This window comes from Gilliamella sp. BG1 (assembly GCF_046635625.1).
Classification (GTDB): Bacteria; Pseudomonadota; Gammaproteobacteria; order Enterobacterales; family Orbaceae; genus Gilliamella; species Gilliamella bombi.
On the sequence record NZ_JBIDFG010000010.1, the window covers coordinates 17,064 to 31,396 of the forward strand.

The window sequence follows — 14,333 nt, forward strand, 5'->3', positions numbered from 1 at the left end:
TATTTGCATTTATTTAACTCTTTGAGTTAAATAGTTTTGATAATCAGGAATTTCAATATCAACTTCTTGCGTAAAAATAGAAGATTGAATCAATGCATTAGCTGTGGATTGATTAGTGGCAACTGGAATATTCCAAACAGTAGATAATCGTAACAACGCTTTCACATCTGGATCGTGAGGTACAGCATTAAGTGGATCCCAAAAAAAGATTAAGATATCAATTTTACCTTCTGCAATTAATGCACCTATCTGCTGATCTCCCCCCATCGGACCACTTAACATTGGCATGATATTTAATCCTGTTTCTTGCTTTATTAATGTTCCAGTAGTGCCCGTGCCACATAAATTATGACGAGAAAGCTCTTCACGATTTTTTTTACACCAATTTAATAAAGAATCTTTCAGATGATCGTGAGCAACTAAAGCAATATTTTTTTTAGCTAGTAATTTACGTGTGGTATATAGCATCATTGTATCCTAATTCATTATTATATTTTTTTAATTTTTAACAGAGTATTAATCAAAGTGCAAGGTTTATTTAATTGATAATAGATAATAAAAAAGGCACCGAAGTGCCTTTTAAAAACAAAGATACAATCAATTAGAATTGGTAAATTAAACCAAGTGCTACTATGTCTTTTGTTGTGCCCTTGATTTGTGATTTAGTAAATGAACCATCTTCATATAAAGCACGGCGTGCACCGATATCATCTTTATCTAACAAGTTAATTTTATAATCGATAATAGCTTGTAGGTTTTTGTTAAAGTCATAAGTTAAACCAACATCAACATATTTAGCTAAATCATTACCTTTAAGCCCTGCATCACTTGAATAACTAGATGCGTCTTTAACTTTATGTTGGATATAAGCAACAGATGGCGTTAAACGTCCTACTTCAAAGTCAATACCATATTGAGCAACTAATTCATAGCCTTTGGTTTTTAAATCATTAGCGCTACGAGTAGTTGAGGCATTATCCCAGCCATATTTTTGTTTACCTTGAATATATAACGCAGCTAAATAAAGGTTGTCGTTGTCATATTTAATACCAGCTGACCATGCTTTAGCATCTTTATGACCACCAGTTTGTGCATAACCAGCACCAACAGATAAACCAGTATCAAGCACATCCCAATCAACAACTGAACCCCATGCTTCAGCACTATTGCGTTTATCATTAAGAGTATAATTACCGAAATGACGTGTTGAGCTGTTATCTCCGTTATCCGCATATTGAACGGCAAAGCGTAAACCATTCACTAAGCCAAAGAAATCTGAATTACGGTAGGTTGCAACGGCTTTAGTACGAGCTGTTAATGCATAAAGATCATTATCAGAAGCATCACCACCAAATTCTGGTAAAACGTCAGTGTAAGATGTTAATGTTTTTAATACACCATCATTGCGACCATAGTCGAATGAACCAAAATCACCAAAGTTTAAACCAGCAAATGCATAACGAGTTTCATTATCAGCATTTTTACCTGTTTTTGCTTCATATTCCCAACGACCATAGCCAGTTACGCTGTCGGTCACTTGTGTTTGACCTGACATACCTAAACGTGCAGTGGTCTTGTCACCTTCACCTGTTTGGTTATTGCGATCAGTAATATAGTTTAATGCGTAAACACGACCATAAAAGTCAACTTTATTACCGTCTTTATTCCACACTTCAATAGAAGCGTTTGCTGTACCTGCAATTAAAAGTGCAGGAATAGCGATTGCTAATAGATTACGTTTCATTTTTTACCCTCAAAGGTATTTTATATTATTAAAGATGCAAATTGCTTTGCTCTGGTTTAACAAATAACTGCTAACAATTAACAATTAGCAATTAGCAATTAGCAATTATATTATTACTGTGATAGCCATTTTGCCTAATAAACATGGCTCTAATGCCACATTGCCTATTTAACAATGGAATTTAGATTTATTCTGCGAATTTTCGAATATTTTAATATTTATTATAAATTTTTTTAGGCATAAAATGTTTTTTTAGGTGGGAATGAATTTAAAAGATGAAAAAAAAGGCACCTAAGTGCCTTTTTATAAGATATTAAGAGATTAGAATTGGTAGATTAAACCAACACCTAACACATCTTTAGTACCTGGTTTGTTCATGTGACGATCACGTTGGTGTTCTGTATTATGTGCCGCACCTATGTCTTTACGATCAAGAAGATTGAATTTATATTCAACAATCGCACTAAAGTTTTTGTTTAAATCGTAAGTTGCGCCTACAGATACATATTTAACTTCTGGTGAACTAAAACCTCGATACTTCCAAAGGTAACCATATTTTGAAAAGTTGTCATAATCAGAAGATTTAAGTTTGTGTTGAACATAAGCTAGAGAAGGAGTTAAACGACCAACCTCAAGATCGATGCCATATTGAGCAACTAATTCAAATCCTCTAACTTTTAGATCAGTATTTCTCAAGTAAAAATCTTTATTACTCACTGGATCATGGTAATAAGTAGCAAGACTATTCTTTAATTTACTTTGGAAATAGTTAGCACCTAAATATAAATTATAGTTATCATATTTAAGACCACCAGCCCAAGTACTTTGACGATTATCACTGTTTGAAGTTTGCGCATAACCCGCACCAGCAGTTAAACCAGAGTCAAAGATGTTCCATTGAACGTTTGCACCATAAGCTTCACGAGATTCACCTCTAATTGCATCTTCTTTAAAATCATTTGAGTTATCTCCGTTATCTGCATATTGTAATGCAAAGCTGATATCATCAGTTAAACCGAAGAAGTTATTGTTACGATAAGTTGCAACAGCTTTAGTTCGAGCTGAAAGTACGTTCCAATCGTTGTTTGCTGCATCACCACCAAATTGTGGTAATACGTCAGTATAAGCAGTAATTGCTTTTAACACACCGTCATTACGACCATAGTCGAATGAACCAGCATCACCAAAGTTTAAACCAGCGAATGCATAACGTACTTCATTATCAGAATTTTTACCCGCTTTAGCTTCGTATTCCCAACGACCATAGCCAGTTACGCTATCAGTGATTTGAGTTTGACCTGACATACCTAAACGAGCTGAAGTATCATCACCTTCGCCTTTTTGACCACGGTCAGTAATGTTGTTAGCTGCTTTTACTCGACCATAAAAGTCAACTTTATTACCATCTTTGTTCCAAACTTCGATAGATGCATTTGCACCAGCTGCGACTAAAAGCGCAGGGATAGCGATTGCTAATAGATTACGTTTCATTTTTTACCCTCATGGTTATTTTTTAAAAAGACACTTCCATAAGTTTAGTGTCAATTTTCGTACAATAATTATTCATCCAAAAAATAATATTTTTATCTATTATTTTTCTACTTTTTACAGTAGTGTAAATTATGTATAAATTTTTTTTAAAATCAAGCGAACTTTTCATTAAATGTAGTGTCTAAGTCTAAATTTAAGCCTGTTTGATTGTTTTTTAAACTAAAACAGATTAATATCTACCTACTGTAACTCTCAATAAATTCTTGTTAGGGATTTTAATCAACTTAAAAGTTTGCATTACGCGGCGTTCTTGGGAATGGGATAACATCGCGCACATTTTGAACACCTGTTACATAAACAATTAAACGTTCAAAACCAAGACCAAAACCAGAATGCGGCACAGTACCGTATCGACGTAAATCACGATACCACCAATAATCTTCTTTTTTGAGTCCCAATTCTTCCATGCGCTTATCCAACATATCTAAACGCTCCTCACGCTGAGATCCACCAATGATTTCACCAATTCCTGGCGCTAAAACATCCATTGCCGCTACCGTTTTACCGTCATCATTCATACGCATATAAAACGCTTTAATATCTTTCGGATAGTTTTTTACTACCACTGGTGCTTTAAAATGTTGTTCAGCTAAATAACGTTCATGTTCTGAAGCTAAATCAATTCCCCAGCTGACTGGGTTTTCAAATTTAGCATCACAATTTTGTAATATAGTGATAGCATCAGTGTAATCCACTTGAGCAAAATCAGCATTAATAAAGTTTTCAAGACGATTGATTGCTTCTTTATCGACATGCTGAGCAAAAAATTGCATATCATCAGCACGTTTTTCTAGCACTTCTTTAAACACATATTTCAACATATCCTCAGCAAGCTTAGCGTTATCATCTAGATCAGCAAACGCTACTTCAGGCTCCATCATCCAAAACTCAGCTAAATGGCGAGTAGTATTTGAGTTCTCTGCTCTAAATGTTGGACCAAAAGTATAAACTTTAGAAAGTGCACAAGCATAAGTTTCAGCGTTTAATTGTCCAGAAACGGTTAAAAAAGCTTCTTTACCAAAGAAATCTTTATCAAAATCAACTTTACCATTATCAGATTTAGGCAGATTTAGCATATCAAGTGTTGAAACGCGGAACATTTCGCCCGCCCCTTCAGTATCTGATGCGGTAATAATAGGAGTTGATAGCCAATAAAAGCCACGATCATTAAAAAACTGATGAATTGCTTGCGCAAGCGTATGGCGTACACGCGTTATCGCACCAACAATATTGGTTCTTGCACGCAAGTGAGCCACTTCACGAAGATATTCAATTGAATGGCGCTTTGCTGCCATTGGGTAAGTTTCGGGATCGTCAACAAAGCCATACACTTCAACTTGCGTTGCTTGTAATTCATATTTTTGACCTTGACCTGGTGACTCCACTACTTTACCAGCGACTTTAACGGAACAACCAGCTGTTAGACGCAAGATTTCTTGTTCATAATTAGGTAAATTATTTTCAATAACAGCTTGAATAGGGTCAAAGCAAGAACCATCGTAAACAGCTAAAAATGAAATACCTGCTTTAGAATCACGGCGAGTTCTTACCCAGCCTTGAACTGAAATAGTGCTACCAACAGCAATTTTGCCTTGTAACACATCAACAATAGGTGCAACTGAAGTCATTTAATTATCCATCTCTACATTAATTTGTTTAAGTAATATTTAAAGTAATACAGATATATTCTAAAGACTATCCCATAACGAAATGGAATTCTTGAATAACTTGTTTCTTATTACTAATTACTAATTTTTAGTTTCTAATATTAATAATAAGTTAAACATGAATTATTATCATTGTTTAACACTAAAAGTTCGTTTTAATTCATCAATAAAATCTAAATCCTGAGATATCGTTTTACCTGGACTATCTGATAGTTTAGCCACTGATTGATTATTACATTCCGTTAATTTAAGCACAATGTTCAATGCTTTGGTATTGGCATCTTTAGATGGAATATCACAAGCTAAAAAACCACCGACGCCAAAAGATAATTTTACGCGATGATTAAAATGTTGATAGATTTTAATCGCCTTATCAAAATTTAAGCTATCAGAAAAAACCAAAAGTTTAGTTTGTGGATCTATGCCCAATTGCTGATAATGAGCAATTGCTTTTTCACCCCATTGAATTGAATCACCTGAATCATGACGAAGCCCTTGATAATGAGAAGCAAAATGCAAATCAAAATCACGTAAAAATGCATCCATTGTAATACAATCTGTTAATGCTATTCCTAAGTCATGAGGATATTCATCTAACCAAACTTGAAGAGCATTTCTTTGGCAATCTTGAAGATTAGCACTTAAACGTTGATGAGCTTGAAACCACTCGTGCGCTTGGGTTCCAACAGGAGTAAGCCCTAAACGATAAGCCAGTAAATAATTGCTAGTACTATGAAAGTTATGAAAGTGTGTTTTCAAATAACTGACAACTGCCTCTTGCACCGCAAACGAATAACGCCTACGCGTACCAAAATCCATTAAATTAAAGCCCGACATATCCATATTAGCTGTTTTTTCATTAAACAACGCCAATTTATCTTTTAGCCGAGCTAGTGCCTCAGAAACTCCAATATTAGGTGAACGATCTTTATGAACAATTTCACTGATAACGGCAAGTAATGGCACTTCCCATAGAATAACATCTAGCCATTCACCTTCAATTGTAATAGAAAGCACTCCATCTTCATTTTTTATAGTGAGCAAATCACTATTGAAACGCCATTTTTTAAGCCAATTTAAATAGTCAGATTTAAAAAAGGAAATATTTGATAAATAGTTAAATTCATCATCAGACAGCGCTAATGATTCCATTAATTTCACTTGATGTATTATTTCATCAACATATTGTCCCAATAAATCATCACTACGACAACGAAACTGCGCAACGACAGTTACCTCTGGGTAGTAATGAAATACAGCCTGCTGCATATGCAACTTATAAGCATCAGTATCTAATATTGATGTAATTATTGCTGGTAACATGTAAATTTAGTGCTATTGCTTTAAATAAAAATTTCAAAGATTATAGCAGAATAATAATGAAGATATAGATTAATTATGTAATAAGATTGTTTTTAATCAGCTATAATATCAACCAATATAAAATATAAATTGATTTCAAACCAAAAGGTCATAACAACATGAATACAAAAACACCTGAATCGCTGCCTATTGCCAAAAATCGTCTTGATTATAAATCACCCGATTTTACCATTACCGACATTGATCTTGATTTTGATTTAGCTCCCGAAATAACAACCGTCACAGCTCGTAGCCGTGTTATTAAGAAAAATAATGAAGTGGACAATTTAATTTTAGATGGTGAAGATCTTAAATTGATTTCTGTTAATATTGACGAACAACCATGGCATGATTATCAGCTCACAAAAGCTGGCTTAATCATTCAGCGTGTTCCAGCAGAATTTACATTAACGATTGTTAACGAAATTAAACCAATTGACAATACAGCACTTGAAGGATTATATGTATCAGGCGAAGCGCTCTGTACTCAATGTGAAGCAGAAGGATTCCGCCATATTACCTATTATCTTGACAGACCTGACGTTCTTGCTCGCTTTTCAACACGTATTACCGCGAATAAACAACATTATCCTTATCTACTTTCGAACGGTAATCGCATAGCGCAAGGCGAGCTTGCTGATGGACGTCATTGGGTACAATGGCAAGATCCTTTTCCAAAACCGGCTTACTTATTTGCATTAGTTGCTGGTGATTTTGATATTTTAAAAGATCAGTTTATCACGCAATCAAAACGGAAAGTTGATTTAGAAATTTACGTTGATAAAGGTAATTTAGATCGTTCGCAGTGGGCTATGACAAGCTTAAAAAATGCCATGCGTTGGGACGAAACACGCTTTGGGCTTGAATACGACTTAGATATCTTTATGATTGTAGCGGTTGATTTTTTCAATATGGGAGCAATGGAAAACAAAGGATTAAATATCTTTAATTCAAAATATGTGCTTGCCAAGCCACAAACAGCAACAGATGATGACTATTTAGGTATTGAAGGTGTAATTGGTCATGAATATTTTCACAACTGGACTGGTAATCGGGTAACCTGTCGCGACTGGTTCCAACTTAGTTTAAAAGAAGGATTAACTGTATTTCGAGATCAGGAATTTAGCGCTGATATGGGATCTCGTTCAGTAAAACGCATTGAGGATGTCAAACTTTTGCGCACCGTTCAATTTGCCGAAGATGCTAGCCCAATGTCTCACCCTATTCGGCCTGAACAAGTAATAGAAATGAATAACTTTTACACAGTCACCGTGTACGAAAAAGGCGCTGAAGTTATTCGAATGATGCATACTTTATTAGGAGAAGATAAATTCCAAGCAGGGATGAAACTTTATTTTAAACGCCATGATGGTAGTGCCGCAACTTGTGATGATTTTGTTGCAGCCATGCAAGATGCCTCAGGTATTGATTTAACTCAATTTAAATTATGGTATAGCCAATCAGGAACACCTGAATTAACCGTTACCGATAATTATAACGAGAAAAATCAACAATATACTTTAACAGTAGAACAATATACGCCAGCTACTCAAGATCAAGCACAAAAACAAGCTTTGCATATCCCACTTGATATCGAGTTATATCAACATAATGGTGAAATAATTCCACTGCAATACCAAGGCAAATCTGTTCACCATGTTTTAAATTTAATACAAAACAAACAACAATTTATCTTTGATAACGTAACTCAAAAACCGATTATTTCAGTATTACGTGATTTTTCAGCACCTGTTAAGTTAACTTATGATTATCAAGATAATGATCTTATTTTCTTAATGCAACACGCTACTAACGCATTTAGCCGTTACGATGCAGCTCAAATGTTATTAGCAAAATATGTTCGCTTGAATGTGAAAAATTATCAAGAAAATCAAAATTTAATGTTGCCTGATTCAGTATTAGATGCATTTAGAGCCGTATTGTTATCAGAAAAAACTGACCCTTTCCTTATTGCACAAATCTTAACCTTGCCATCTGAAAACGAGTTGGCGAATTTATTTACTGTGGTTGATCCAATCGCAATTCATCAAGTGCGTCTATTTTTGTTAACGCATTTTGCAAACGAACTTTATGATGAATTATTAGCCATTTATCACCACAATAAAACATCACAATATCAAATTAAACATAATGACATTGCTAAGCGGTCACTTAAAAACTGTTGTTTAACTTTATTAGCTCATGCCGATGATAATTCGCACGCCAATACATTGGTTAACCAACAATATTATCAAGCAAATAATATGACTGATTGTTTAGCCGCCTTGAGTGTTGCTGTAAAAGCTGAACTTGATTGTCGAACTGAGTTATTGGCTAACTTTGATGACAAATGGCATCAAGATGGACTTGTTATGGACAAATGGTTAGCACTAAACGCAACAAGCCCAGAAAAGAATGTTCTTGTTACCGTGAAAAAATTATTAACTCACCGCTCATTTACACTCAGTAACCCAAATCGGATTCGTGCATTAATTGGAGCATTTGTAAATAATAACCCTGTGGCATTTCACGCTGAAGATGGCAGTGGTTATCAATTTTTAGTTGAAATTCTTACTGAGTTAAACCAAAAAAATCCGCAAGTTGCAGCAAGGCTTATCGATCCTCTAATTCGATTAAAACGTTATGACAAAAAGCGTCAACAGCAGATGCGAAAAGCACTTGAGGCATTGCTAAAAATTGAAAATTTATCTAAAGATTTATTTGAGAAAATTAACAAGGCACTAGAAGCCTAAGTAGGAAATAGCATTCTGCAATATCGTTGTAGGATGCTATTAATAAATTTAAAATTGAAGTTAAAATTTTATACTTAAACGTATAGTTTCCTGAAACTTTTTTACAAGCACTTTAATAAGTTTTAAATAATGACAATAAAAGAAATCACTCCCACAGAACTTGCACAAAAATTAAATCAGCAAGATAATCTATTTCTACTCGATGTACGAGAACCCAATGAAATAGCCATTTGCAGTATTGGCAACGCAACTCATATTCCAATGAATATGATCCCTTTATATCTAGATAAAATCCCAGATGAAATCGATATTGTTATTTATTGTCATCACGGCAGACGTAGCCTAACTGTTGCTCATTATTTAGCAGAAAACGGGTTTGATCCTAACTTTCTCTATAATCTTACAGGAGGGATTGATGCTTGGGCGCTAACAATTGATAAACAGATGGCACGATACTAAAATGCCCGTTATAAAACGGGCTTTTCTTCATTACTTTACCTTGCTATGCTTATTCTTGAGGCATCACCCAATAACCATTTTGGTTATGTGTTTTCATATAATCTTTAAATTGTTGAGATTGATAAATACGCTTCACATCTTGAGCCCATCGACTATTTTCGTTTCCTTCATTCACTACAACCATAATTTCCAAATCAGGAATGATGGTTTCAGAAAGTAATGCTTTGTTCGAGTCAATATTAGCAGAATAAACAATGCTACCTGGAATTACCGCAAAATCTAATTCATTAAGCACTCTAGGAATATTGGCCGAATCCATTTCAATAATTTCAATCCCTGCAATATTTTGAGCAATATCATTTTTACTAACAATAATAGGATTTGTATTATTTTTTAATTTTATCCAACCAGCTTTTTCTAGTAGATTATATGAACGAGCTGCATTAGAAGCATCTTGTGGAATAGCAACTTTTGCTCCTGAAAAAACTTGCGTTAGTGAGGTGAACTTATTTGAAAATATTGCCGCAGGTACCGATGGTACATGCACAACCGATTTTAAATTTGCTTTACGCTGGGCATTAAACACATTCATATAAGCTGTGTGCTGTGCAACGGTTAAATCAATACTACCTTCACTTAAAGCTACATCTGATTCAAGTAAATGCGGAAAATTCACTAATTTAACCTTATAACCCTCTGATTCAAGTATGGGTTTAACAGCATCATTAAAAAGATCGTTATATGGACCTGGTGATACGCCCATGCTAATTTCTTTTTTTGTCTGATTATCGACTGGTTTAGACGAATTATCACAACCAATAGTCAAAAATACTGAACTAGCAACTAAAACGACTGATATGTATTTAAATATTTTTTGTTTGATAAACGCATTTTTCATTTCAGCTATCCTCTATAAGCTATAAGCATTAAATACACTCTAACACAGAAAAAAGCATTCATTTATTCCAAGTAATTCTATCTTATAACTATATGGAATAAGATATAAAAAACGATTATTAGAGCAACAATTTAACCTGTGATACCGTTAGATATATCAATTATTGTCAATCGTTGAATATGCCATATAAACACCTGCAATAAATGATTCAGCCAAATTGCCTAAGCAAGCACTTATTCAACTAGAACAAAATAAATAGGTGATGAACAATGATTAAATTTGAACATGTCTCAAAACAATATGAAAGAAATGGCGTCACAACACAAGCTTTAAACGATATTAATTTAACCATCAGTAAAGGTGATATTTACGGCATTATTGGTTACAGCGGCGCAGGTAAAAGTACCTTAGTGCGCTTAATTAACTTTCTTGAAAAACCAACACAAGGCAATGTCATTATTCAAAATAAACTATTAAATCAATTATCTAGTAATGAATTACGTCAAACCCGTCAAAAAATTGGTATGATTTTTCAGCATTTTAATTTACTTGAATCAAAAACCGTATTTGAAAATATTGCTATTCCTTTAATTTTAATCAAAAAAGATAAACATTCGATTAAACAAAAAGTCTATGAACTTTTGGAATTTGTTGGATTAAGTGATAAAGCTAACAGCTATCCCAAAGAGCTTTCTGGTGGGCAAAAACAGCGCATTGGTATCGCCCGAGCATTAGCCAACGATCCTGATATTTTACTATGTGATGAAGCAACTTCAGCACTTGATCCACAAACCACTCAAGCTATTTTAGATTTAATCAAAAAAATCAATGAAGAATATAAAATAACAGTCGTGTTAATCACTCACGAAATGCATGTAATTGAACAAATTTGCCATAAAGTTGCAGTAATGGAAAAAGGCAAGATTATAGAACAAGGTAACGTACTTGACGTATTTGGACAACCAAAACACCAAACTACTCAAAATTTTGTTAGCTCAGTGATCAACGATCAAATTCCAAATGGTGTTGTGGAAAATTTGTTAGAAATAGAAGGTAAAAAAGACAATATTAAATTATTTAAGCTCGAATTCTTAGGAAGATCTGCGTCAGAACCCGTGATGAATTCACTTATACTGCAACAAAAAGTTATCGTCAATATTTTGTTTGCCCATATGTCAGAAATCGAAAAAACGGTTTTAGGTAGTATGTTTGTTCAACTAAAAGGTAACGATAGTAATATCAAAGAATCAGTACATTACTTACGTGAGCGCGGTGTGCAAGTCACTGAAATTAAACATTGGGAGATGAGTAAAAATGGAAATATTTAATACTATAATTGACTATTTGGCCTCTTGCTTTGCAACATCAGTAACCACTGAACAATTTGTTCAAGCATCCTATGACACCCTAATTATGGTAGTTTTCTCCTTAATTTTAGGTTCATTAATCGGAATTCCACTTGGTATTTGCTTAGTTACAACAAGACCTTATGGACTATTAGAAAATAGTCGAGTGTTTCGTATTATCAATCCGATTATTAATATAGTTCGCTCATTGCCTTTTATTATTTTATTAGTTGCTATCCAACCTTTAACAAAGGTCATTGTAAATAGCTCTATTGGCACTATAGCAGCGATTGTTCCGTTAACATTTTATGTTGCTCCTTACATTGCTAGATTAGTTGAAAATTCATTACTTGACGTGAATAGTGGTATTATTGAAGCGGCTCAATCAATGGGAGCGACGCCAATACAAATTATTTGGTATTTTATGTTACCAGAGGCATTTAGCTCTTTAATTTTAACGCTTACAACTGCTACTATAGGTTTAATTGGTGCTACAGCGATGGCTGGTGCTATTGGTGCTGGCGGTATTGGTGATTTAGCTGTGTCATACGGTTATCAACGTTTTGATAATACTGTTACTTATATCTGCGTGGTGATATTAGTTATTGCTATACAATTTATTCAAAGCACTGGTAATTATTTAGCTCGTAAAGCACGGCATGAATAAAACACATAATCACTTTTAGTTATGCATGATCAGTAAAAAATGGGGGGAGCTAAAATATAACTTTCCCCATTTATTATTTAGAAAAATAGCCTTAATTATCTTTTATCTCTCTAATAAGATATTTTACGTAAAACCTCTGTTTGCCTATAAAAATCAGCCATCGAGTATAAAAACTATTTATTGAGCAGTTATACACAAATAGGCAAAACGTTTAATTGATTTCTTTATTTACAAATATCAAGTAAAATAAGCAAAATTTTACCATTCTAGAAATCTAGGAAATCAATGTGACAAACGCATTACAACAAAATTTGGTTGAAATTCACGATATGTCTTTTTATCGTGGAACAAGGCCTATTTATAAAAATATGAGTTTGAATGTCCCGAAAGGAAAAGTGACAGCAATCATGGGACCTTCAGGAATTGGTAAAACCACACTACTAAGGCTCATTGGTGGTCAATTAAAACCCCAGTCAGGAAAAATTTTATTCGATGGTGAAGACATTCCAAGCATGTCTCGCTCCCGACTTTATGAAGTACGCAAACGTATTAGCATGTTATTCCAATCGGGAGCTTTATTTACCGATCTAACTGTGTTTGATAATGTTGCTTACCCACTACGTGAGCACTTCAAATTACCTGAACCTATATTGCATAATTTAGTCTTAATGAAATTACAAGCTGTTGGTTTACGTGGTGCAGCTCAAATGATGCCATCGGAACTATCTGGTGGTATGGCAAGGCGAGCAGCATTAGCTAGAGCCATTGCGCTTGATCCCGATTTAATTATGTTTGATGAACCTTTTGCTGGGCAAGATCCTATATCTATGGGTGTTATTGTTAAACTGATATCTGAAATAAACCAATCATTAGGATTAACCTGTATCGTTGTTAGCCATGACGTGACCGAAGTGCTCAGTATTGCAGATTATGCTTATATTGTAGCCGAACAACATATTATTGCAGGTGGTACACCACAACAATTACGTGATAATGATGATTTACGAGTAAAACAATTCCTTGACGGGTTGGCTGATGGTCCAGTACCTTTTCATTATCCTGCTGAAGATTACAAATTAGACCTAAGCAGAGGTACAAAATAATGTTAAATTTACTGGCAAAATTAGGACAATGGTTTATTGATATCATTGCGATGATTGGTCGTTCTGGTGTGATGCTCTTTAGGGCATTAATTGGTAAGCCACAATTTAATAAACAATTCCCATTACTTATTAAGCAATTTTATTTTGTTGGAGTACAATCACTCACTATTATTATTGTTTCTGGTCTTTTTATTGGCATGGTTTTGGCCTTGCAAGGTTATTTTATTCTGACCACTTTTGGTGCTGAAGCCAGCCTTGGAATGATGGTAGCCCTTGCCCTACTTCGTGAGTTAGGTCCTGTTGTTGCTGGTTTGCTGTTTGCAGGTCGTGCTGGCTCTGCATTAACGGCTGAAATCGGCTTAATGAAAGCAACTGAGCAGCTATCAAGTATGGAAATGATGGCAATTGATCCATTACGACGTATTATTGCACCTCGTTTTTGGGCTGGTTTTTTCAGTATGCCATTTTTAACTGCAATTTTTGTTACCGTTGGTATTTTAGGTGGTGTTATTGTAGGTGTTGATTGGAAAGGTATTGATGCAGGCTTTTTTTGGTCATCTATTCAAAGTAATGTTGATTGGTGGCATGATCTAGGTAACTGTTTTGTAAAAAGCTTTGCATTTGCCATTGCCAGCACTTGGATTGCACTTTTCAATGGTTATGATTGTGTACCAACATCAGAAGGAATTAGTCGAGCAACAACAAGCACTGTTGTTTATTCATCATTAGTAATTTTGGGGTTAGATTTTATTTTAACCGCATTAATGTTTAGTCATTGAGGTC

The 14,333-nt window shown here is 34.4% G+C and carries 12 protein-coding genes; 6 read left to right on the top strand and 6 right to left on the bottom strand.

The window, feature by feature from the left end; translation table 11 throughout:
* Positions 1-9: 9 nt before the first annotated feature.
* From ACGH80_RS06600 to pncB, 5 genes are all read right to left on the bottom strand, one after another.
* Positions 10-468, bottom strand: coding sequence for a methylglyoxal synthase (locus ACGH80_RS06600; RefSeq protein WP_174798706.1), 459 nt, complete (start codon positions 466-468; stop codon positions 10-12).
* Between the two features lie 133 nt (positions 469-601).
* Positions 602-1,744 carry a porin gene (locus tag ACGH80_RS06605; RefSeq protein WP_411630723.1) on the bottom strand — a complete coding sequence of 381 codons (1,143 nt, stop codon included), beginning with the start codon at positions 1,742-1,744 and terminating at the stop codon, positions 602-604.
* Between the two features lie 321 nt (positions 1,745-2,065).
* Entirely contained in the window at positions 2,066-3,235 is a 1,170-nt protein-coding gene (locus ACGH80_RS06610) for a porin (protein ID WP_174798652.1), read from the bottom strand.
* A 284-nt stretch (positions 3,236-3,519) separates the two neighbouring features.
* Positions 3,520-4,923 (bottom strand): asparagine--tRNA ligase, encoded by a 1,404-nt coding sequence (gene asnS, locus ACGH80_RS06615; RefSeq protein WP_411630724.1) that lies wholly within the window; start codon positions 4,921-4,923, stop codon positions 3,520-3,522.
* Positions 4,924-5,091: 168 nt separating this feature from the next.
* The gene (gene pncB / locus ACGH80_RS06620) at positions 5,092-6,285 is read right to left on the bottom strand and encodes a nicotinate phosphoribosyltransferase (protein ID WP_411630725.1); all 1,194 of its coding nucleotides are present in this window, start codon (positions 6,283-6,285) and stop codon (positions 5,092-5,094) included.
* A 158-nt stretch (positions 6,286-6,443) separates the two neighbouring features.
* Between pncB and pepN the strand changes: the two genes are divergently transcribed.
* Both pepN and ACGH80_RS06630 read left to right on the top strand, forming a co-directional pair.
* Positions 6,444-9,077, top strand: coding sequence for an aminopeptidase N (gene pepN / locus ACGH80_RS06625; RefSeq protein WP_411630726.1), 2,634 nt, complete (start codon positions 6,444-6,446; stop codon positions 9,075-9,077).
* A gap of 129 nt (positions 9,078-9,206) precedes the next feature.
* On the top strand, positions 9,207-9,536 hold the full coding sequence (locus ACGH80_RS06630; protein WP_065560916.1) for a rhodanese-like domain-containing protein: 330 nt from the start codon (positions 9,207-9,209) through the stop codon (positions 9,534-9,536).
* A gap of 49 nt (positions 9,537-9,585) precedes the next feature.
* Here ACGH80_RS06630 and ACGH80_RS06635 read toward each other — a convergent pair whose 3' ends face one another.
* Positions 9,586-10,434 (bottom strand): MetQ/NlpA family ABC transporter substrate-binding protein, encoded by an 849-nt coding sequence (locus tag ACGH80_RS06635; RefSeq protein ID WP_141671398.1) that lies wholly within the window; start codon positions 10,432-10,434, stop codon positions 9,586-9,588.
* Positions 10,435-10,703: 269 nt separating this feature from the next.
* Between ACGH80_RS06635 and ACGH80_RS06640 the strand changes: the two genes are divergently transcribed.
* The 4 genes from ACGH80_RS06640 (at position 10,704) to mlaE (ending at position 14,329) form a co-directional block, all read left to right on the top strand.
* The gene (locus tag ACGH80_RS06640; protein ID WP_296208595.1) at positions 10,704-11,762 is read left to right on the top strand and encodes a methionine ABC transporter ATP-binding protein; all 1,059 of its coding nucleotides are present in this window, start codon (positions 10,704-10,706) and stop codon (positions 11,760-11,762) included.
* Positions 11,763-11,847: 85 nt separating this feature from the next.
* Positions 11,848-12,447: a methionine ABC transporter permease gene (locus ACGH80_RS06645; RefSeq protein WP_411630747.1), complete on the top strand. Its 600-nt coding sequence runs from the start codon at positions 11,848-11,850 to the stop codon at positions 12,445-12,447.
* A 287-nt stretch (positions 12,448-12,734) separates the two neighbouring features.
* Complete coding sequence (mlaF, locus tag ACGH80_RS06650) at positions 12,735-13,550, top strand: phospholipid ABC transporter ATP-binding protein MlaF (RefSeq protein ID WP_218055882.1); 816 nt, start codon at positions 12,735-12,737, stop codon at positions 13,548-13,550.
* Entirely contained in the window at positions 13,550-14,329 is a 780-nt protein-coding gene (gene mlaE / locus ACGH80_RS06655) for a lipid asymmetry maintenance ABC transporter permease subunit MlaE (RefSeq protein WP_141671397.1), read from the top strand. The genes mlaF and mlaE overlap by 1 nt, the downstream gene beginning before the upstream one ends.
* The last annotated feature ends 4 nt before the right edge of the window (positions 14,330-14,333 follow it).

Bases quoted from the DNA above. Each gene is read 5' to 3' on its own strand.
- ACGH80_RS06630 (WP_065560916.1), top strand. From the start codon at position 9,207: ATGACAATAAAAGAAATCACTCCCACAGAACTTGCACAAAAATTAAAT.
- pncB (WP_411630725.1), bottom strand. From the start codon at position 6,285: ATGTTACCAGCAATAATTACATCAATATTAGATACTGATGCTTATAAG.
- pepN (WP_411630726.1), top strand. From the start codon at position 6,444: ATGAATACAAAAACACCTGAATCGCTGCCTATTGCCAAAAATCGTCTT.
- ACGH80_RS06640 (WP_296208595.1), top strand. From the start codon at position 10,704: ATGATTAAATTTGAACATGTCTCAAAACAATATGAAAGAAATGGCGTC.
- ACGH80_RS06605 (WP_411630723.1), bottom strand. From the start codon at position 1,744: ATGAAACGTAATCTATTAGCAATCGCTATTCCTGCACTTTTAATTGCA.
- ACGH80_RS06645 (WP_411630747.1), top strand. From the start codon at position 11,848: ATGGTAGTTTTCTCCTTAATTTTAGGTTCATTAATCGGAATTCCACTT.
- ACGH80_RS06635 (WP_141671398.1), bottom strand. From the start codon at position 10,434: ATGAAAAATGCGTTTATCAAACAAAAAATATTTAAATACATATCAGTC.
- mlaE (WP_141671397.1), top strand. From the start codon at position 13,550: ATGTTAAATTTACTGGCAAAATTAGGACAATGGTTTATTGATATCATT.
- asnS (WP_411630724.1), bottom strand. From the start codon at position 4,923: ATGACTTCAGTTGCACCTATTGTTGATGTGTTACAAGGCAAAATTGCT.
- ACGH80_RS06600 (WP_174798706.1), bottom strand. From the start codon at position 468: ATGCTATATACCACACGTAAATTACTAGCTAAAAAAAATATTGCTTTA.
- ACGH80_RS06610 (WP_174798652.1), bottom strand. From the start codon at position 3,235: ATGAAACGTAATCTATTAGCAATCGCTATCCCTGCGCTTTTAGTCGCA.